This window comes from Kitasatospora humi (genome assembly GCF_020907985.1).
GTDB lineage: Bacteria > Actinomycetota > Actinomycetes > Streptomycetales > Streptomycetaceae > Kitasatospora > Kitasatospora humi.
Genome location: NZ_JAJJPA010000004.1, coordinates 122,670 through 142,591, shown reverse-complemented (window position 1 = coordinate 142,591; position 19,922 = coordinate 122,670). Strand labels below are relative to the sequence as shown.

General features: G+C 73.9%; 14 protein-coding genes. 5 read left to right on the top strand and 9 right to left on the bottom strand.

Going from position 1 to position 19,922, the window contains the following annotated elements; genetic code table 11:
- Positions 1–97: 97 nt before the first annotated feature.
- Positions 98–997: a formyltetrahydrofolate deformylase gene (gene purU / locus LN042_RS06330; RefSeq protein WP_230049252.1), complete on the bottom strand. Its 900-nt coding sequence runs from the start codon at positions 995–997 to the stop codon at positions 98–100.
- A 157-nt stretch (positions 998–1,154) separates the two neighbouring features.
- A complete protein-coding gene (locus LN042_RS06325; protein ID WP_230049251.1) occupies positions 1,155–1,673 on the bottom strand; it encodes an SCO4402 family protein in 519 nt (172 codons plus the stop codon).
- Positions 1,674–1,831: 158 nt separating this feature from the next.
- On the opposite strand from LN042_RS06325, the gene LN042_RS06320 reads away from it, so the two are divergent.
- The gene (locus LN042_RS06320) at positions 1,832–3,118 is read left to right on the top strand and encodes an ABC transporter substrate-binding protein (protein ID WP_230049249.1); all 1,287 of its coding nucleotides are present in this window, start codon (positions 1,832–1,834) and stop codon (positions 3,116–3,118) included.
- A 71-nt stretch (positions 3,119–3,189) separates the two neighbouring features.
- Here the strand turns inward: LN042_RS06320 and LN042_RS37195 are convergent, their stop codons facing one another.
- Both LN042_RS37195 and LN042_RS06310 read right to left on the bottom strand, forming a co-directional pair.
- The gene (locus LN042_RS37195) at positions 3,190–4,404 is read right to left on the bottom strand and encodes a hypothetical protein (RefSeq protein ID WP_283843586.1); all 1,215 of its coding nucleotides are present in this window, start codon (positions 4,402–4,404) and stop codon (positions 3,190–3,192) included.
- Between the two features lie 261 nt (positions 4,405–4,665).
- On the bottom strand, positions 4,666–6,042 hold the full coding sequence (locus LN042_RS06310; RefSeq protein WP_230049247.1) for an NsdA family TPR-like regulatory protein: 1,377 nt from the start codon (positions 6,040–6,042) through the stop codon (positions 4,666–4,668).
- Positions 6,043–6,489: 447 nt separating this feature from the next.
- Between LN042_RS06310 and LN042_RS06305 the strand changes: the two genes are divergently transcribed.
- Positions 6,490–7,188 (top strand): bifunctional DNA primase/polymerase, encoded by a 699-nt coding sequence (locus tag LN042_RS06305; protein ID WP_230049246.1) that lies wholly within the window; start codon positions 6,490–6,492, stop codon positions 7,186–7,188.
- A gap of 344 nt (positions 7,189–7,532) precedes the next feature.
- Here LN042_RS06305 and LN042_RS06300 read toward each other — a convergent pair whose 3' ends face one another.
- Entirely contained in the window at positions 7,533–8,225 is a 693-nt protein-coding gene (locus tag LN042_RS06300; RefSeq protein WP_230049244.1) for an iron-dependent transcriptional repressor DtxR, read from the bottom strand.
- A gap of 179 nt (positions 8,226–8,404) precedes the next feature.
- Between LN042_RS06300 and LN042_RS06295 the strand changes: the two genes are divergently transcribed.
- The 3 genes from LN042_RS06295 (at position 8,405) to LN042_RS06285 (ending at position 11,105) form a co-directional block, all read left to right on the top strand.
- Entirely contained in the window at positions 8,405–9,154 is a 750-nt protein-coding gene (locus LN042_RS06295) for a sugar isomerase domain-containing protein (RefSeq protein ID WP_230049242.1), read from the top strand.
- Positions 9,155–9,267: 113 nt separating this feature from the next.
- A complete protein-coding gene (locus LN042_RS06290) occupies positions 9,268–10,191 on the top strand; it encodes a DUF4231 domain-containing protein (RefSeq protein WP_230049240.1) in 924 nt (307 codons plus the stop codon).
- A 38-nt stretch (positions 10,192–10,229) separates the two neighbouring features.
- Positions 10,230–11,105, top strand: a complete 876-nt coding sequence (locus LN042_RS06285; RefSeq protein WP_230049238.1) for an alpha/beta fold hydrolase — start codon at positions 10,230–10,232, stop codon at positions 11,103–11,105.
- An 11-nt stretch (positions 11,106–11,116) separates the two neighbouring features.
- Here the strand turns inward: LN042_RS06285 and fxsT are convergent, their stop codons facing one another.
- From fxsT to LN042_RS06265, 4 genes are all read right to left on the bottom strand, one after another.
- Positions 11,117–15,178, bottom strand: a complete 4,062-nt coding sequence (fxsT, locus tag LN042_RS06280; protein WP_283843585.1) for an FxSxx-COOH system tetratricopeptide repeat protein — start codon at positions 15,176–15,178, stop codon at positions 11,117–11,119.
- Positions 15,171–16,526: a TIR-like protein FxsC gene (locus LN042_RS37630; protein WP_230049236.1), complete on the bottom strand. Its 1,356-nt coding sequence runs from the start codon at positions 16,524–16,526 to the stop codon at positions 15,171–15,173. The genes fxsT and LN042_RS37630 overlap by 8 nt, the downstream gene beginning before the upstream one ends.
- Positions 16,527–16,658: 132 nt before the next feature.
- Positions 16,659–17,480, bottom strand: a complete 822-nt coding sequence (locus LN042_RS06270) for an AAC(3) family N-acetyltransferase (RefSeq protein WP_230049234.1) — start codon at positions 17,478–17,480, stop codon at positions 16,659–16,661.
- Positions 17,480–19,900 (bottom strand): FxsB family cyclophane-forming radical SAM/SPASM peptide maturase, encoded by a 2,421-nt coding sequence (locus LN042_RS06265; protein ID WP_230049232.1) that lies wholly within the window; start codon positions 19,898–19,900, stop codon positions 17,480–17,482. The genes LN042_RS06270 and LN042_RS06265 overlap by 1 nt, the downstream gene beginning before the upstream one ends.
- Positions 19,901–19,922: the final 22 nt, after the last annotated feature.

Below are 19,922 nucleotides of genomic sequence, written 5' to 3'. Positions count from 1 at the left end.
CACCGCCCTGCCCCGCCGTGGGCCCACCGCTGCCCCACCGCGGGCGGCTGGGCGACGGTCAGGCGGGCAGGCGGTCAGGCGTCAGGCGGTCAGGCGGTCAGGCGAAGACCACGGTCCGGTTGCCGTTGATCAGCACCCGGTGCTCGCTGTGCCACTTCACGGCGCGGGCCAGCGTCTGGCTCTCGACGTCCCGGCCGAGCGCGACCAGCTGATCGGGCGTCACGTCGTGCTGCACCCGGGCCACCTCCTGCTCGATGATCGGGCCCTCGTCCAGATCGGCCGTCACGTAGTGGGCGGTTGCACCGATCAGCTTCACGCCGCGGGCGTGCGCCTGGTGGTACGGCTTGGCGCCCTTGAAACTCGGCAGGAAGGAGTGGTGGATGTTGATCACCCGGCCGGAGAGCGCCTTGCACAGGTCGTCCGAGAGCACCTGCATGTAGCGGGCCAGCACCACCAGCTCGACGTCCTGCTCGTCGACCAGCTCCAGCAGTCGGCGCTCCGCCGCCGGCTTGGTCTCCGCCGTCACCGGGATGTGCACGAACGGCACGCCGTACGAGGCGGTCAGCTCCTCGAAGTCCGTGTGGTTGGAGACCACGGCGGCGATCTCCACCGGCAGTGCCCCGATCGAGGTGCGGAACAGCAGGTCGTTGAGGCAGTGCCCGAACTTGCTGACCATCAGGATCACCCGCATCTTCGCCTCGGCGGGGTGGATCGCCCACTCCATCCCGAAGGAGGCGCCGATCGCGGCGAAGCTGGCCCGCAGGCTCTCCACGGTCACCGGGCGCTCGGCCGAGAAGTGCACCCGCATGAAGAACAGCCCTCCCCCGGCCTCCGGCCGGGAGGTGTCCCCGTGCCGGTCACCGAACTGCTGACTGTCGATGATGTTGCATCCGGTCATGAAGAGGTAGCTGGAGACCGCGTGCACGATCCCCTGCTTGTCCGGGCAGGAGAGGGTCAGTACGTACTGGGTCGGCTCGGCCGCGGTCTGCTGCGCCACGCTCTCGGTCCTCGTTTCCGGTTCGTCCGCTGGTCTGGGCCCCTCGCCCCTGCCCGCCGGCTGGGGGCGCCCCCGGCCCACCGGCCGGGGGTCCTCCCGGTCCGCCGGCGGGCAGGAGGGAGGGGTGAGGGCCAAGCCTGGCACAGCCGGGCCCGGGTCAGCCGATCCGCGTCAGGATCCTCAGCACTTCGAGCGAACGCGGCGGGGCGTCCGGGTCCTCGCCGTCGTTGGTGCTGAGCAGCTCGTGGGCGGCCCGGGCGGCGGCCACCGCGGCCGGCCAGTCCGGGTGGCCCAGGTAGGCGGCGGACGGAGCGTCCGCGCCCACCTCGTGGAGGATCCGCAGCACTCGCAGCACGGCGGCGTCCACCAGGGCCGCCTCGTCGGCGTCGCGCACCACGGCACCGATGTACTTCTCCGCCGACCAGCGGTCCAGCCAACTGTCCTCGACCAGGCGGTAGACGGCGTCGGTGACATCCCCGTAGCCGTCCCGCCCGGTGGCCCAGTACTCCTGCTGGAAGGCCGGGTCGGCGAGCATGTGCAGGGCGGAACGCAGGCGGGCGCGCCAGCGCCACCAGGGCAGGTCGTTGAGCGGCATGCTGCCCATGGTGCTGGAGCGGCGCCCCGGACGAGAAGGGTTCAGGGGAGAGCCGTTGGAGTTTTCTGTGCTGACCGCCATGGCAGACGATCGTACGTTCCCGCGCGAACAGGTTCTACACGCGTCCGGCCCTTGAGTTCATCTCCGGTTAACCGCTCGTTGAACGAGTTGCCCACTCGTGGAGCGGACGCCCCGCAAGGCTGGGGCCGATATCACGGCCGCATTGGGGGACAGCCGACATGACCGCTGCACCGAGGGCACCGCGGCGCGGTCGCCGCGCCGGGCGCCCGCTGGCCCTGGCGGCCGCGGCGGCACTGCTGCCGGCCGTGCTCGCGAGCTCCGGCTGCGCCGCCAAGGCCGACGCCTCGGGCCCGGGGACCGAGCTCACCGTGTTCACCTTCGCCCCCTGGAACTCCGGCTCCACCGACCGGCCCGGCATGGCCCAGCTGGCCACCGCGATCGGCGCCGAGGTCAACGCCCAGGGCGGGGTGGCCGGGCACCGGCTGCGGGTGCTCACCTGCAACGAGCACAACACCTCCGACGGCGCCGCCGCCTGCGCCAAGCAGGCCGTGGACGCCGGCGCGATCGCCGTGGTCGGCTCCTACAGCCAGTACGGCGACATCTTCATGCCGGTCCTGGAGAACGCCAGGATCCCGTTCATCGGCGGCTACGGCCTCTCCAACCCCGAGTTCAGCAGCCCGCTCTCCTACCCCGTCTCCGGCGGCACCCCGGCGCTGATCGCCGGCAGCGGGCGGCAGTTGGTCGGGGCCGGCTGCCGGACCGTCTCGCTGATCCGGCCGGACACCCCGGCCGGCGACACTTTGCCGGGCGCGCTGGGCAGCGCGCTCGCCCCGGCCGGCGTCAAGCTCACCGACGTCCGCGCCCAGGAGAAGTCGACCGACTACACCCAGGTCGCGCAGACCGCGATCGGCTCCGACGCGCCGGGCAACTGCGTCACCGCGGCGCTCGGTCCGCTGCCCACCCTCAACCTGCTCGACTCGCTGCGTCGGCAACCCCACCGCAACACCCGGCTGTTCTCGGTGATCGGCAGCTTCCAGCAGTCGGTGGTGGACTCCACCGGCGGCGACGCCGGCCCGCTCGCCGACGCCTACGCGGTCGGCTGGTTCCCGCCCGAGGCGTCCCAGGTGTGGGACCCGCTGCGGGCCATCGTGCGCACCCGGGCCGCGGCCGACGCCACCATCGACACCGCCGACCCCGGGGTGCAGACCACCTGGGTGGCCTACCAGGTCTTCCTACAGGCGGTTCAGCGGATCGGGCACGGCCGGCCGGCGAACAGCCACTCGCTGCGCGACGTGCTGGACAGCGGCACGCCGATCGACACCGGCGGCGCCACCCCGCCGCTCAACTGGGGCCTGGCCAACCTGCTGGCCAGCGCCGACTCGCCGCGCCTGGTGAACACGTCGGTCACCTTCCAGCAGGTGCGGGGCGGTCGACTGGTCGAGCAGCAGCCCGGGTTCACCGACGTCCGCTGGGTGCTGACCGGCGGCACGCCGCCGACCGACTGACCAGTGGCCCGCCGCCGACCGGCTGACCAGCGGCCCGTCCTGACGCCCCGCCAGGGCGGGCCGGTGCGGGGTCAGAGCTGGGCGTCGCCCAGGGTGGACAGGCCGGCCTGGCCGGCGATCGCGTTCCAGGTGGCCGCGGCCTGCTTCTTGGCGCTGCTGGCGGTCCCACTGGCCTGGTCGCCGGCCTGCTTGTGCGCGTCGCCCCCCACCTTGTTGGGGTCGCAGCCGGTCACCGCGTCGCCCGCCCACGCCGCGTAGGCGTCATCGGCGCTGGCCGAGGCCTGCCAGGCCTGGGTGAGCTGCTGGACCAGCGTCGGGCCGGTCGGCAGCTTGTCCACCTTGAGGGAGGCCAGCGTGGTCAGCAGCCCCTTGCGCTGCCCGGAGGCCTGGGTGAGGGCCTGCTGGGCGGCGGCCGGGTTGTCGCACTTGCCGATCGAGGCGACCGCGCCGACCACCGCCTGGCGGCTGGCACTGGCCTGGCTCAGCAGGCCGGAGAGTGCCTGGGCCTGCGCCTGGGCGTCGGCGCTGAGCGCGGACGTGCCGGCGCCGGCACTGCTGCCGGCCGACGCCGACGGGGAGCCGGCCGTCGAGGCCTCGGCCACCGGGGTCTGGCGCGGCTGCTTGGGGCTGTCACCGCCGCCGACCAGCACCGCGACCAGGATCCCGCCGACCGCGCAGACCGCGACCAGGCCGCCGATCACCGCCTTGCGGGGCACCCCGCCGCCGCCAACCGACCGACCGCCCGCCCGGCCCGGCCGGGGGGCCTCGTCCGGCCTCGCCGCCGGATGGCCACCGGGCCGGCCGGCGAACGACTGCCGGCTCCCGGGGGACTGCTGCCCACCGAACGACTGCTGGCCCCCGAAGGGCTGGTTGCCGCCGAACGACTGGTTGCCCCCGAAGGACTGGTTGCCCCCGAACGACTGCTGGCCCCCGAACGACTGGTTGCCGCCGAACGACTGCTGCCCGCCGTACGACGGCCCGCCGCCGAAGGACTGCTGCCCGCCGAAGGACTGCTGGGCCCCCGAGGACGGGTCGCCCGGGAAGCCGCCCGCCGGATCGCTGGTCGGGTAGGGCGGCAGGGCCTGGGTCTCGGCCACCGGCTGGCCGGCCAGCTGGGTCGGCTGGTCGTGCCAGGTCTGTCCGGGCGCCAGGTACTCGGGTCCGCCCGGCTCCGGACTGCCCTGCCCCGGGACGACCGGCGGTCCCGGCGGCGCGGCCGGCTCCGGACGGAACAGGTCGTCCAGGTTGAAGTCACCGGAGTTGGGGTACGAGCGGCGCTGGCTCAACGCGAATCCTCACCTGTGCACGGCCGTGGGCGCACCGGAGCGGTCAGCGTCGAGGGGGCGGTCGATGGTGCGGACCGCCCGCGCTGTCTGTCCGGTGAGAGCACCCGGGCCTTCCTCGGTTCTTCCGCGCGTTTTCACTGACGGCGGACCACTGCTGCTGGAGTTCCTCGGAACCTCCGGCCCACGCTACCGGTTCACCGCTTCGGGTGACCACGCGGGCGGGTGCCGGAAACCCTCGGACACCGGGCCGCCGACAGACCGTCACGCCGCCTCCACCTCCGCGCGCTGGTGGAAGTCCCGCACCACCCGGTGGTCCCGGTAGGGCTCCAGCCGGCGCCGGAAGTCGTCCAGGTATTCCACGCCCCGGTTGGAGCGCAGCCCGCCGAGCAGCCGCACCGCCTGCACCCCGGTCTCGCAGGCGCGTTCGATGTCGCGCTGCTGCAGCTGCGCGGTGGCCAGCAGCACCAGGTCCACCGCGCGGCGCCGCACCCGGCTGACCGGATGCAGGTCGAGGGCGATCCGGGCCTGCTTCTCGGCCTGCTTGCCGTGCTCCAGGTCGCGGTAGCAGTGCGCCAACTCGTCGGCCAGGTAGGCCTCGTCGAAGTGCGCGATCCAGTCCGGGTCCTGCTCCGGGTCGCGCTTCTCCATCGCCGCCACCGCCTTGGCGGCGACCAGCTCGCAGGAGCGGACGTCGCCCAGCAGGGCGTGGCCGCGGGCCTCGGCGGCGTAGAACATCGCCATCGCGGTCGGTGTGGCGACCGAACGGGCGCCCTCCTGGGCGGCCCTGGCCAGTTGGGCGATCTCCCGCGGATTGCCCAGGGTGGCCGCCAGGTGGCTCATCGAGGCTGCCAGCACGTAGCCGCCGTAGCCGCGGTCGTCGGCGGCCTGCGCCAGCCGCAGGGCCTGGATGTAGTAGCGCTGGGCGAGCCCGGGCTGCCCGGTGTCCACCGCCATGTAGCCGGCCAGCTCGGTCAGCCGGGCCACCGCGGCGAACAGCTGACGGCCGGTCTCCTCCCGGTAGCCCCCGGTGAGCAGCCCCGAGACCACGCTGTTCAGGTAGTGCACCACCACCGGGCGGACGTGGCCGCTGCCGAACCGGTGGTCCAGGTCGACCAGCATCTCGGTGGTGGCCCGGATCGCCGCCACGTCCGACGGACCGACCCGCGGTCCGCCGGTGCGCGCCACCACCGGGTCGGGCGGGGTGATCAGCCAGTCCCGGCTGGGCTCGACAAGCGCCGAGGCGGCCACCGAGGCGCCGCCCAGGAAGTCCCGCCGGCTGACGTCGCTGCGCCACAGCTCGCAGACCTGCTCCACGGCCCCGGCCAGGGTGGCGGCGAACTGCAGCCCGACCCCGGAGGTCAGGTTCTTGCCGTCGGCCATGCCGATCTCCTCGACCGTGACGCCGCGGCCGAGCTTGCGCCCGAGCGCCTCGGCGATCACCGCCGGTGCCTGGCCGCGCGGTTGCTGACCGCGCAGCCAGCGGGCGACCGAGGTCTTGTCGTACCGCAGGTCGAGCCCGTGTTCGGCGCCGCAGAGGTTGACCCGGCGGGCCAGACCCGCGTTGGAGCAGCTCGCCTCCTGGATCAGCTGCTGCAGACGCTCGTTGGGCTGTCGTGCGACGAGTGGTCTCGCGGCCATGGGCTTCGCCTCCCCAGCGCCCCCGGCTGCGCCGGCAGGCGTCGACTCTGCTGCTCTGGTGCCGGCCGACCGCTCGCGCGGCACCGATCGCGCAGTGCCGAACGGCGTGCCGACTACCCGGCCAGTGAAGGAACTTGAGGCCAGGTTAGCGATCTACGACACCATCGGGATACCCATGCGGACGACCTGTTCCCCATGCGCGCCCGGGAAAATGCTCCTGTGCGCCCCCGCTGCGCCCGTCCCTCGAACTGCGGACGGACACCGGACGACCACCGGATCAACGCCCTCGGAGCGCCACGTTCCGCGCCAGGGCGCGCCACCGCGCCGACCCGGGCGGCGCCCGCGGCCCGGTCGCCGCGATCACCGTTTCGAGTGACAAACCCGGGCGCGGCGCACACGCCCGGAGTCGGCCCGTAACCCGCCCCACCGCCACCAGTTGAGTAGCGCGTGGACGAGCACCCGGGAATCCCTGAGCACGGCTGCGGCGGCGCGGCGACCTCCCCGCCGGCGGCATCCCCGCTGCTGACCGAGGCGATCCGGTACGCGGAGGACTGGCTCTGGGAGGTGGTGCCGGGCACCCACCTGGTCGACGGCGAGGGCGGGCCGTACTGCTCCTGCCGGGCGGCCCACTGCTCGCGACCGGGCGCGCACCCGGCGGACCACGACTGGCAGCGGCTGGCCAGCGCGGGCCCCACCCGGGTGCGGAACTGGTGGACGGAGGATCCGCAGGCCGCGATCCTGCTGCCGGCCGGACGGTCGTTCGACGTGCTGGACGTGTCGGTGACGGCCGGCTGCCTGGCGCTGACCCGGATGGAGCGCATGCAGCTGCAGTTCGGCCCGGTGCTGTCGGCGCCGGCCGAGCCGGGGCGGCGCGACCGCCGGCTGCTCTTCCTGGCGCCGCCCGGCACCCTGGCCAAACTCCCGGAGCTGCTGCGGCGGTTCGGCTGGGCGCCGGACCGGCTGGACCTCACCGGGCGCGGCGAGGGCGACTGGATCGTGGCGCCGCCGTCCCGGCTCGGTCCGTACGGCTTCGCCCAGTGGGCCCGGCCGCCGTCCTTCGCCAACCGCTGGCTGCCGGACGCGGTGCAGTTGGTCGGCTCGCTGGCCTACGCCTGCCGCCGGGCCGCCCCCTGGCCGGGACCCTGAGCCGGCCCCTGCCGGTCGACTGGCGGAGCGTCAGGCAGGCTTCGCCGTAACAGACCGGTGTACCCGGACCCCCTGTTCGACAAGCCGCTCGATTGGGTGACGGCTTGACAGGATTGGCGTTCCTTGGGGCGGGGATGATTGGTTGCGTAACGCTTTCGCACCAAATCGACCCGGAGGTGGCAGCCAGGCAGCAAGGATCGGGGAAGCGCAAGGACCGGGGGAGCCGAGGGGACGACCGGACGGGGAAGCCGGTCGGCGGCGGCGGGGGATCGGGAGGGACCGGGGGGTCCGGGCCCGGCACGCGGGGACGTGCCGGGCCCGGACGCACACCCGCGGGCGGACGGCTAGGCCCGCGCCACGAAGACGTGCGCCGCGATGTCCTTGCCGAGCTCGGCGGCGTCCGCCCCCGAGCCCACCAGCACCCCGTCCACCGACGACGCGACCCGCACCGTGGCGCCCGGGCGGATCCCGGCCCGGCGCAGCGTGCGCATCAGCTCCTCGTCGGTCTGGATCGGCTCGCCGATCCGGCGCACCACCACGCGGGCGCCGCCGTCACCGGGCCGCAGCGCGTCCAGGGTCACCAGCGCGGCGTCGTAGCCCTCGCCCTCGGCCCTGGTATCGCCGAGCTCGTCCAGACCGGGGATCGGGTTGCCGTACGGCGACTGGGTCGGGTGGCCGAGCATCTTCAGCACCTTGCGCTCGACCTGCTCGCTCATCACGTGCTCCCAGCGGCAGGCCTCCTCGTGCACCTCTTCCCACTCCAGGCCGATCACGTCGACCAGCAGGCACTCGGCGATCCGGTGCTTGCGCATCACCCGCACCGCGAGCCGGCGCCCGTCCTCGGTGAGCTCCAGGTGGCGGTCGCCGGCGACCTGGAGCAGGCCGTCCCGCTCCATCCGACCGACCGTCTGGCTGACCGTGGGACCGCTCTGCTCCAGCCGCTCGGCGATCCGGGCACGCATCGGAACGATGCCCTCCTCCTCCAACTCAAGGATGGTGCGAAGGTACATCTCAGTCGTATCGATCAGCCCAGACATCGCCGCCGGCTCCGTTCCCTCGAGGTCTACCGCCAATTCTGACCTACCGCACTGATAACCGAGCCCGCCCGTGCGGGCTTCCCACCCGGTCGGGCAGTGTTGACAGCGGGCCCGGGCAGGCAGCAGCGTGCTGGCCGTACCTTTCTCCACCGACTCGGGGCGACCCAGGGGACGATCGAATGAGCGATCTGGTCGGGCAGTACTTCGACGCCGCGGTGGCCCACCTGCGGCGGGTCCGCGCCGAGGAGGCCGAGCCGATCGACCGGGCCGCGGTGCTGCTGGCCGACGCGGTGGCCGACGGCCGGCGGATCTTCACCTTCGGCGCCGGCCACTCCTCGCTGGCCGCCCAGGACGTGGTCTACCGGGCCGGCGGCCTGGCGGTGGTGAACCTGCTGAACGTGCCCGGGATGACCGGGGTGAACGTGATGCCGGCGCCGCTGGGCAGCGCGCTGGAGCGGGTCTCCGGTCTGGCCACCACCACCCTGGACCTGACCCCCGCCACCGCCGGCGACCTGCTCTTCGTGATCTCGCTCTCCGGCTGCCAGGTGATGCCCGTGGAGCTGGCCGCGCACGCCCGCGCCCGGGGCATGCACGTGGTCGGGGTGACCTCGCTCGCCTACCCGGGGCGGGTCGGCTCGCGGCACCCGTCCGGCACGTACCTCAAGGACCACTGCGACGTGGTGCTGGACAGCAAGGTCGCGGTCGGTGACGCCGAGCTCCGCCACCCCGGAGCGGGAACCGGGTTCGGCTCGGTGTCCACCATCGTCACCAGCGCACTGATGCAGGCGGTGGTAGTGAGCGCGGTCGGCAAGCTGGCCGAACGCGGCATCACACCCCCGCTGTTCCGCTCGGGCAACGTGGACGGCGGAACCGACTGGAACGCCGAGCTGATGGCCGAGCACGCGGACCGGATCTACTACGCATTCTGAGCGAGGCGGAACCGGGCCCCGGCGAAAAGGCGAGTACGCACCCTGTCCGCGGCCGCGGCGACCGCCCATACTTCGAGCAGCGGACACCGACACGCACTCGGGGGGCACACGGGATGGCTGCCGGCGGACGACCCACGGACCCGGTCCGCGAGGACGAGCTGCTCCCGGAGCTGTTCCGGGTCGCCGACTCCGCCTCGCTGCTCGGCCAGCGGCGCTCCATCACACTGGCCCGCTGGCAGCTGGCGCTGCTCACGGTGGCCGCCGCGGCCGGCAGCGCGGGCGGCGGCCCGCTCTGCTGGCTGGCCGCGGCCGCCTACCTGGCCGCGGCCGGGGTGGCCCTGCGGCTGTCCCGGCAGCAGCCGCAGGGCCTCTGGTACGAGGGCCGGGCGGCCGCCGAGTCGGTCAAGACGCTGGCCTGGAAGTTCGCGGTGCGGGCCGACGCGTACCAGCCACCGCCCACCACGCTGCCGGACGCCGAGGGGCTCTACCGGCTGCAGCTGCGCGGCCTGCTGAGCGGGTTCCGGCACAGCGCGGCGCTGCCGGCCGACGCCGAGCGGCGCGCCTCGGTCACCGCGGCGATGCGCGCGCTGCGCGACCAGCCGCTGGCCGTGCGGCGCGAGGTCTACCTGCGGGAGCGGGTGCAGGCCCAGCACGACTGGTACCGGGCCAAGGGCGCCTACTGCGACCGGGCCGGCCGGCTCACTGAGCTGCTGGGCATCGCGCTGCCGCTGCTCGGGCTGGTGCTGGCCGTCCCCGGGGCGCTCGGCGCGCTGCCGCTGGACCCGCTGGGCACGGTCTCGGCGGTGGCGCTCTCGGTGACCGCCTGGGCCCAACTGCGCCAGTACCGGCCACTGGCCGCCGCCTACCGGCTGGCCGCCGGCGAGCTGGAGCAGGTGCGCGACCAGCTGAGTCGGCTCGACCTGACGGCCGCCGACGCCGAGGAGCTCTGGGCCCGGCTCGCCCGGGACGCCGAGGACGCCGTCTCCCGCGAGCACACCACCTGGCAGGCCCGCCGCGAGGTCCGCCCGGGGCACTGACCCGGTGTCCCGTTCCTCACGTTTCTGGAGGCGCTTTCGTGCAGCCACGACTGGTCAAGACCGGCGACGACCGGACCCTGGCCGTGCAGAGTTTCGGCAACCCGGCCGGGCGGCCGGTCTTCCTGCTGCACGGCACCCCGGGCAGCCGGGTCGGGCCGACCCCGCGCTCGACCGTGCTCTACAACCTGGGCGTGCACCTGATCTCCTTCGACCGGCCCGGCTACGGCGGCTCGGACCGGCAGCGCGGCCGGCGGGTCGCGTCGGCCGCCGCCGACGTGCAGACCATCGCCGACGAGCTGGGTCTGGACACCTTCGCGGTGGTCGGCCGCTCCGGCGGCGCCCCGCACGCGCTGGCCTGCGGCGCCCTGCTGCCCGGCCGGGTGCACCGAGTGGCGGCGCTGGTCCCCCTGGCGCCCCGGGACGCCGAGGGACTGGACTGGTACGCCGGGATGACCGCCTCCAACATCCGCGACTACCGGGCCGCCGAGCGCGACCACCAGCGGATCGCGGCCACCATGGCGCAGCGGGCCCGGCGGATCCGGGACGACCCGGCGACCGTGCTGGCCGGCCTGCGCCAGGAGCTGTCCGGCAACGACGCGGCGGTGGTCTCGGACGCCGGGATCCGCCGGATGCTGGCCCGCAACTACCGGGAGGCGTTCCGGCAGAACGCCGACGGCTGGATCGACGACGTGCTGGCGTTCACCACCGGCTGGGGCTTCGACGTCGAGGACATCACCGCCAGGACCTGGCTCTGGCACGGCGCCGAGGACATGTTCTCGCCGGTCGACCACTCCCGCTGGCTGGCCTCGCACATCCCCGACGCCACGCTCTTCCTGGAGCCGGGGGTGGCCCACTTCGCGTCCTTCAGGGTGCTCACCGCGGCCGTGAAGTGGGCCGCGGGAGCACCCCGTTGAGCTGAGGCGGCTCAGACCGGCTGCGGTTCCAGGTCGCGGTTGATCCGCTTCCAGCCGCGCGCCGACACGGTGTTGGGGTGCTCCTCGCCGAGCTGCCGGATGAACTCGGCGACCGCGCGGGAGCGCAGCTCGGACGCCTGGTTTATCCGCCCCTGGGAGCGCAGCGTGACGGCCATGTTGGCCTGGCAGGAGACCGCGTCCGGGTGGGTGGCGCTGTACCGGTCGCACAGGCCCCGGTAGGCGGTCCGCTCCAGCTCCTCGGCCTCGCTGAGCCGGCCGAGGTCGCCGTAGGCGTTGGCCAGGTTGATCATGCCGTTCAGGGTGAACGGGTGCTGGGGGCCGAGCACCCGGGACAGCGTCGCCACGGTGGCCTCGCCGAGCTCCACCGCCTCGCCGAGGCCGCCGCTGCCGCGCAGGTAGATCACCAGGTTGTTGGCGCAGGCCAGGGTGAACGGGTGTTCCTGGCCGAAGAGTTGCTGGTGGCCGACGTAGACCTGGCGGGCCAGGTCGCGGGCCGCGTCCTTGTCGCCGCCGGCGCTGTAGTCGGCGGCCAGGTTGAGCGCGCAGGCCAGGGTGTCGGGCGCGTTCTCGCCGTACCGCTCCAGGTAGCGCTCGTAGGTCTCCTTGGTGAGTCGGCGGGCCTCCGCCTGCCGGCCGGACTTGCGCAGCGCCACGGCCAGCGCCTTGGCGTTGCGCAGGATCTCCGGCACGTCGATGTCGAGGGTCTCGGCGTAGGCCTCGTCGACCTCCTGGTGGACCGCCACCGAGGACTCGTAGTCGCCCTGTTCGCGCAGGTCGCGGGCGAGGTTGGACTTGCTGGAGAGGGTGTAGGGGTGCTTGGGGCCGAGCACCAGGGCGCGCCGGTCCAGGGTGTCCTGGTCCAGTTCCAGGGCGGCGGCGCTGTCCCCGACCAGGCGGTAGTCGATGGCCAGGTTGTTGGCGATCGACAGGGTGCGCGGGTTGTCCTCGCCGAACTGCTCGCGGAACCGCTCCAGGATCTCCTTGTCCAGCTCCAGCGCCTTGCCGAACTCGCCCAGCGCCCGGCGGTCGGCGCTCAGCGAGCCGGCCGTCATCAGGGTGTACGGGTGGTGCTCGCCGAGCACCCGGCGCTGCCGCTCCAGGGTGTCCTCGTCCAGCTCCATGGCGGCGGCGTACTGGCCCTGGGAACGCATCACGTTGGCGAGTTGGAAGCGCAGCAGCAGGGTCTGCCGGTCGTCCTCGCCGAGCTTGGCGGTCCAGGCCTCGTCCAGCAGGTGGCCGGTGCGGCGGGCCTGGGTGAACTCGCCGCGCTTCCACAGGTAGCGGACCCGGTCGATCATCAGCTGGCGGGTGTCCGACTCGTCGCAGTCGTGCGCCCGGGACGGCGACAGGTGCGGCCAGATCTCCTCGAACGCGGGCCAGTTGGCCGGATCGTCGGTGTCGCCGACCACCGGGCGGGCGCCGATCAGGATCCGGTGCACCTCGTGCATGGTCTCGATCTGCTCCTGGGGCGTCATCTCGGAGCGGATCACCTCCTGGACCAGCCGGTGCACCTGGATGCTGTTGGCCCCCGGGTCCACCTTGGCCAGCGCGTACCGGCCGATCGCCTGGATCACCCGCCCGAGCAGGAACTTGTCGCTCAGCCCCGGGTCGAACGGCACCAGCGCCCGGATCATCTGGTCGCTGTAGAAGAGGTTCATCGAGATCGGCTCGGGCGCGAAGTAGGCGCACAGCTGGAGCATCCGGGCGGCGGCCGGGGACTGCCGGCGCAACCGCGCGATGGAGACCCGCCAGGTGGCGCCGACCGTCATCGGGTAGTCGACCGCGCGGCCCAGCTCCAGCACCCGGGCGGCCTCGGTGCGCAGCGCCGCGATGTACTCGGAGACCGGGGTGCCGGTGGCCTTCAGCCAGGCACCGGCGACCTCGACGGCGAGCGGCAGGTCGCCGACCGCCTCGGCCACCGAGTTGGCGTCCTCGTGGGCGAGCGCGCCGCCGGTCCGCCTGGTCAGGTGGTCGATGCTCTCCGGGCGGGTGAAGACGTCCATGGTGAGCGCCTCGGCCGCGGTGGACCAGGCCTGGTTGCGCGAGGTGACCAGCACGTGGCCCGGGCCGCCGGGGAAGAACTGGCGCACCTCGGTCGGCTCGTCGGCGTTGTCGAAGATCAGCAGCCAGCGCTTGGCCCGCTCGCCGCGGCGCAGCGCCTCCAGCGCGATCTCCGCCGCGTGCGCCACCGGCTCGTTGGTGGAGCGGCCCATCCGGCGCGCCAGTTCGGCGAGTTGGCCCTGGATCTCCTCCTCGACCTCGGCCGAGATCCACCACACCAGGTCGTAGTCGGCCATGAACCGGTGGGCGTACTCCAGCGCCACCTGGGTCTTGCCGACGCCGCCGAGGCCGTAGAGGGTCTGCGGCACCGGCAGCACCGCGGTGGTGCCGCCGCCGAGCTGGTTGCGCAGTCGCTCCAGCACCTCGGCGCGGCCGGTGAAGTAGGTGTTGCGCGGCGGCACGTTCCAGATCTCCGGCTGGGTGCCGGGGAACCTGGGCCCGGTGGCGCCGTCGACCGTCGGCACCTCCTCCTTGCCCAGCGCCTTGACCAGCGCGGCCAGCGCCTGCGGCTCCTTGAGGTTGACCAGGTCGACCGGGTTGCGGGTGCTGAACGGCGCGACCAGCGGGGTGGAGCCGACCCGGATCGGGATCAGCTGGCGCCGGGTGCCGGACGGGTCGGAGCCGGCCACCGACTCCCACAGCGCCCGGGCCTGCGGGGAGCGCAGGTAGGCGGGCGAGAGCACGGCGACGGTGCGGAAGGCGGCGTCCACCGAGCGCTCGGTCTCCACCCGGGGGTCGGCGCCGGCGCTGATGTCCCGGGGCAGCACCCGGAAGCCGGCCAGGCCGAGCACGTACTCGATCCAGTCGGCCCACATCCGGTCCTCGGGCACGTAGCTGAGGTAGATGTCGGCGGGCACGGTCGGCCGGCGGCGGGTGAACGCCTCGACGTAGCGCAGCCGCAGCTCCTCGTCCATCGGCGGCAGCGAGCTGACCTCGCCGCCGGTGATCGCGTCGGACAGGCGTTCGCAGGCGGAGAGCATGCTGGTCGGGGTGCCGGGCTGGTCGCCGAAGGTGGCGAGGATCTCCTCGTAGGCGTAGAACGGCCGGTAGGGGATCTCCACCGAGCCCCAGTAGTGCACCAGTTCCTCGCCGGACAGGCCGGACGGCAGGCCGTCGAAGCGGATCCGGGCCAGCGCCCGGCCGGCGTCGGCCTTCTCCTTCTCGAAGTCGTCGATCCGCATCGGCACCGGCAGGATCCGGATCTGCCGCTCGCGGTAGCGGTCGGCGATGTGCTGGGCGATCCGGGAGGCGCCGTCGATGCTCTGGTCGCTCAGGGTGAAGCAGACCACCAGGTCGTCGGGCATCTGCACGGTGCAGATCTCGGCGGTGTCGGACAGGCCGGTGCGGCTGTCGATCAGCACGTAGTCGTAGCGCTTGCGCATGTCGGCGCGCAGCGCGTCGAAGAACTGCCCGCCGTCGAACCGCTCGTAGAACAGGTCCCAGTCCAGGCTGCCCAGGGTGCCGGAGTAGTCGCGGTCCTGGCGGCCCGCCGCCAGGAAGTCGATGCCGCCGCCGGGCGGGAAGCCGCTCCAGGAGAGCGGCACGGTGTGCCCGGCCACCTTGGCGAAGTCCAGGTGCCAGCCCGGGTGGTGGCCGATGCCGCGCAGCTCCTCCTGGTAGCGCTCGGGTTCCAGGAGCGCGTCGGCGTGCAGCTCGGTCTCCCGCAGCGCCTCCTCGCGGTAGTCGTTGATCAGCGTCATCACGCCCGGTGCTTCGGCGAGTTCGGCCGCGTCCAGGAACGGGTGGAAGAACTTGGCCAGGCCGGGCGCCTCCAAGTCCCAGTCCACGGTGAGCACCCGGTGGCCGTTGGCCGCCAGGATCCAGGCGGTGTTGGCGAGCGCCATGGTGCGCCCGGTGCCGCCCTTGTAGGAGTAGAAGGTGATGATCCGGCCCTGCCGCTCCTCCTCGGGCGGCCGGACCTCCTCGGCGGCCGAGGCGCGCCCGCCCAGTCGCAGGTTGCGCGTCCGGTCCTTGTCGGACGTCTCAGGCATCGTCGTCTCCCCCTCGGTCGCTCTCGTCATGCTCGGTGTCGGTCGGGCGGGTCGGACCGCCGGTCCGCGAGCCCCGCGGGCCCGGGGGCACCGGATCTCCGAACGCGCCGGTCAGCCGGGGCCGGGGCTCGCCGCCGCCGGGCGGCCGGGGCAGTGCGCGCTCCTTGAACGCCTTCTGCGCCCGGATCGCCGCGTGCTGGAAGGCCAGCCCGAAGTCGCGGGCGGTGGGCACCCCCTCCGGGTCGAGCCGGTCCCCGGGCACCGGGCGGAACGACGGGCGGGCGCTGCCGGTGCGGCGGCGCAGCACCCGGTCGCTGAGCGCCGCCAGGTCTGCGGTCCCGGCGGCGCACTGCGGATCGTCCCGGTTCCACGGTTCGACCACGGTCACCCAGGCCGGGTTGCGCCGGGCGAACTCGGCCACCAGCGCGGCCCGGGCCGGGTCCTGCAGCACCCAGCGGTCCAGCAGCAGCACGCCGGGGCCGGTGGGCTGCTCCAGCTCCATCAAGTGTTCGGCGCGGGCGTCGAATTCGTGCACGGTCGGGTTGAGGTCGCACTGCCGGGCCAGTTGGGCGGCCTTGTCGGCGAGCGTGGTGTCACCGCCGCGGACGTACGGCTGCCAGTCGGTGCGCAGCGCGCCGTACCAGCCGGCGTCGCGGTGCTCGGGCACCTCGCTGTCCTTGAACGACAGGACGGCGATGGTGAGTTCGTCGGCCGGTGAGTGGCTGGGGAAGGCCGAGGGGTTGGTGGTGAAGTCGACCGGCTCGACCACCGGCACGACGGTCTCCAGGGCCACGTCGACGATCCGCCGGGCGATCTTGTAGACCACCTTCTCGTACAGCCCCTGGTGGTGCCGTTGGGCCATCAGCGCGTAGAGGCCGTCGTCGGTGTAGGCGCGCGGCATGCTGGAGTGGTTGTACTGCACCTCGGCCGCCACCCGGGGGAGCGCGCCCTCGCGCATGCCGACCCAGAGCACCGGCACGATCGCGGTGTTGTGCGCCGGTCCGCCCGGGGCGTTGGCGGCCCGCTGGGCGAAGGTGTACCACTCCTGCCCGCACGGCGTGGAGCGGAACAGCCGCGGATGGTAGAGCGGCACGAAGACCCGGCAGGTGGCCAGCGCCTCGGAGATCTTGGCGGCCCAGTTGTCGCCCTGGTGCATGGTCTCGTCCATGAAGCCGACCGGATCCGAGGTGGGCAGTGGGGTCAACTGCAGCACCGCCTCGCACAGGTCCTCGTAGAACTGGCTGACCCGCAGGTTGGGGTTGCGCGAGCCGACCGTCGGCATGTGCGCGTAGGAGAGGAAGAAGTGCGGCTTCGCCGAGGCCTGCCGCCCGCCTTCAGCGTCGTTCACTCAGCCTCCCCCGGGCGCCGACCGCTCCTCCCCCGCAGGGGGAGCTTCAGTGTAGGAAGGTCGGCTTCCTGGAGGGAATAGCGCCGAGCCAGCCCTGCTCCCACTGATCATGCGTCAGGGCACCGTCAGATGTCAGGAGTTTGCCCGCATCCCGTCCAGGGTCTGCGGCGCCGCCCGGCGTGTCGGTCCGGCCCGCAGCCACGCGGTGGCGGCGTCCACCGCCGCGCGCACCGGCAGCAGCACCGCCCGGGCGCCGCCGATCCGGCCGGTGCGCGCGTCCAGGGCCGGCCAGATGACGGGCAGCATCCGGGAGAAGTGCCGGTCGTCGACGTCGACGCCGTCGAACCGCACCCAGCCGCGCCCGGCCACCCGGGCGCTGTAGCGCTTGCGCGGCGGGTCCGGCTGCCGGTACTCGGCCAGGTGCAGCACGGTGCAGGTGGTCAGGGGGGCGCCCAGCATCAGGACCCGCGCGTCGGCCCGGTAGAGCGCGCCCACCGGGGAGCGGTCGCCCAGGTGGCAGGGGAGCTGGTGGTCGGACGTCAGTTCCGCGGCCCGGGGGCCCAGCGCGGCGAACGAGGTCTGCGGATGGCCGCTGCGCAGCGCGCCCGGGGTGCGGCGCAGCTCCTCGGAGAGCCGGCCGACCGTCGGTGAGCTGGGGGTGGTCAGCGGGTCGAAGGCGGGCATCGCGGCGCGGTAGGCGGCCAGCTCGGCGGGGGTGAGGCCGGCGGTGGCGCGGGTGTGCAGCCGGGAGGTGAGCGAGTTCTCCGGGGTCGCGGTGTAGCCGACCAGGGTGCCGGCCGGCCCCAGCGCGGCCCGCAGCGCGGCCAGCACCGCGGCCGAGTCCCGCGCCGGACCCTCCAGCGAGCGCAGCGCGGCGTGCACCAGCAGCACTCCGGTGTCGGGGCCGACGCCGAGCGCGCGCAGCTCGGCGGTCAGCCGGACCACCGGGGACATCAGGCGGGCAGTCCGGAGGGCGGCGCGCCGGAGGGCGACGGCAGCGGCGCGGGCTGGGCTGGTCCGGAGGGCCTGGCGGCACCGCCCGCCCTGGGGGCCGGTGGCCGGTCCAACGAGGCCCGCATGCCGTGCCCGAACCGCTCGCCGAGCGGCGTCAGCGCGCCGCAGCCCAGCAGGGTGTCGATCGCCCGGTCGGTGTGCCCGCGCCAGCGCGCCAGCTGCTCCCGGGCGTGGTCGGCCGCCTCCCCCCGCAGCCCGTCGTACGCCCGCACCCGGGTGGCCCAGAACTCGGTGACCGCCAGGTGGGCGTAGGTGCCCTGGAAGAGCCCCTCCAGCGGCCGCTTGTCCGCGCGCCAGGGCGCGTCGAACAGCCGCGGGTCGGCGCGGTCGAACAGGTCGTGGAAGTCCAGCACCGCGCCCAGCTTGACGTGCTGGAACTCGTGGACGAGCAGCAGCGCCAGGATCGGTGCGGTGGCCGGACGGGCGATGCCGACCGCGCCGAAGGCCTGCCGGGCGGCCGCGCTGACGTCCCGGCCGCTCGGACCCGGGCGCAGCGGGGTGATGGTGTTCAGGCCGGCCGCGATCCCGGCCGCGTACTGCGGCAGGTCGCGCTGGGCCAACTCCCAGGCCTCGCGCAGCGATCCGGTCCAGTCGGCGAGCTCCGCGCCGGTCAGCCGCTGCTCGGCCGGCCACTGGTGGCTGTCCCGGTGGGGGTCCAGGTCCTCCAGGGCCACCGTCCAACCGCCCGGCAGTTCCACCCGGCGCACCGGCAGCCAGCGCTCGTCGGCCGGCTGGTCGTGCGCCACCCGGAACTCGGCGCCGCCGGGCGCCCGCACGGTGAACGCGGCGGCTCCGCCGCACAGCACCGCCGTGCCTCCCCCAGCCTTCGGCCGGGAGGTACCCCCACCGCCGACCAGCAGCCGCCCCAGCGTCGGCAGGTGGACCGCTCCGCCCCGCACCGGCACGGCGACCTCGGTGCTGCGCCCGGCGCGCAGCGCGGCGGCGGCGGCGATCTCGGCCAGCGGGGCGAGATCGGCCGCGCCCGTGCCGTCGCCCAGGCAGCGCACCGCCCAGGCCCGGACGTACGGGTGGGTGAGCACCGCGTCCACCGCCGCCGGGGCCTCGGTGTCCAGCTCGGCGAGCAGCTCCCAGGCCGGGCCGGCCGCCGGGCCGACGGCGGCCAGCAGCCGCCTGGTCAGGTCGAGTTGGCCGGCGGCCAGGGCGCGCACCGTCGCCCCGTCGCCGTAGCCGCGGGCGAGCTGGTCCAGTTGGCCCTCGGTCAGTCCGGTGCCCGGGCCGGCGGCCGCCGGCTGCACGGGGGCCACCCGGTCCCGGATGGTGGTGATCAGCCGCATGAGGTCTCCGCAGAAGACGGACGGGTTGTCGAAGCCGGCGCCGGTGCGCCAGCGGTGCGCGTAGAGCCCACCGCCGCAGCTGCGCACCACCGGGCAGGCCCGGCACTGCTCGCTGAGCCCGGCGAGCCCTGACTGACGGGCCATCATGCCAGGATGCCGGGCGACCTCGTCGAGGCTGTTCGCGAAGACGTCGAAACCGGTCGCGGGTGCGCCGTCGTAGGCCGTTTTCAGACTGTCCGCCTGCTCGAAGGTGCCATCTGTCTCGATCACCACCAGGTCGGCCGGGTCGAGGCCGAGCGACTCGGTCAGGCTGGACCGGCCCCCCAGGGTGCGGACGATCGAGTCGAAGGTGCGCACCGGAACCGGGCTGCCCAGCCGCTGCCAGCGCCGATGGACGGTCAGCAACCAGTCGGCGTACGGGGCCTCCTCGCCGCGGCGTGGCGGCGGGGCGTCCCAGGTGGCGTGCGGGAGCAGAAAGTCGATCTTCGGCGGGTCCAGCTCCAGCAGTGCGTCCAGCACCGCCACCGGGTCGTTCTCGATGTCGATGGTGCAGAGCAGCCCGGCGTAGAGCGCCCGGTAGCGCGGGGTGCGGAGCAGCTCGACGGCGGCCAGCACCCGGGAGTGGCTGCTGCGGCCGTCGGCGAACCGCCGGTGCCGGTCGTTGGCGGCCCGGTCACCGTCCAGCGAGATGCCGACCTTGATCCCCAACTCGCGGAACAGCTCGCAGAATTCCTCGTCGAGCCGGACTCCGTTGGTGTGGATCCGCAGATCCAGCGCGCAGTCGGCGGGCAGCCGGGCGCGCAGCTGCTCGGCCACCCGGCGCAGCCGCGCCGGGCCGGCCAGCAGCGGCTCGCCGCCGTGCAGCACCACGTGCACCGCGGGGAGCCGGTGGGCCAGGGCGTGCTCGGCGATCCGGTGCGCCGCCTGGTCGATCACCGCCTCGCCGATCGCCCTGGGCCGGCCGCGCCAGCTGGTGTCGGCGTGCTCGTAGACGTAGCAGTGGTCGCAGGCCAGGTCGCAGCGACTGTGCACCTTCAGCACGAACTGCGCGAACGGCACCAGCACGGGATCTGAACTATCCGTCGGA

Coding starts and splice junctions, on each gene's coding strand:
- LN042_RS06270 (WP_230049234.1), bottom strand. CDS start 17,480: ATGTCCCCGGTGGTCCGGCTGACCGCCGAGCTGCGCGCGCTCGGCGTC.
- fxsT (WP_283843585.1), bottom strand. CDS start 15,178: ATGCCTGAGACGTCCGACAAGGACCGGACGCGCAACCTGCGACTGGGC.
- LN042_RS06290 (WP_230049240.1), top strand. CDS start 9,268: ATGGCTGCCGGCGGACGACCCACGGACCCGGTCCGCGAGGACGAGCTG.
- LN042_RS06310 (WP_230049247.1), bottom strand. CDS start 6,042: ATGGCCGCGAGACCACTCGTCGCACGACAGCCCAACGAGCGTCTGCAG.
- LN042_RS06325 (WP_230049251.1), bottom strand. CDS start 1,673: ATGGCGGTCAGCACAGAAAACTCCAACGGCTCTCCCCTGAACCCTTCT.
- LN042_RS06295 (WP_230049242.1), top strand. CDS start 8,405: ATGAGCGATCTGGTCGGGCAGTACTTCGACGCCGCGGTGGCCCACCTG.
- LN042_RS06320 (WP_230049249.1), top strand. CDS start 1,832: ATGACCGCTGCACCGAGGGCACCGCGGCGCGGTCGCCGCGCCGGGCGC.
- LN042_RS06300 (WP_230049244.1), bottom strand. CDS start 8,225: ATGTCTGGGCTGATCGATACGACTGAGATGTACCTTCGCACCATCCTT.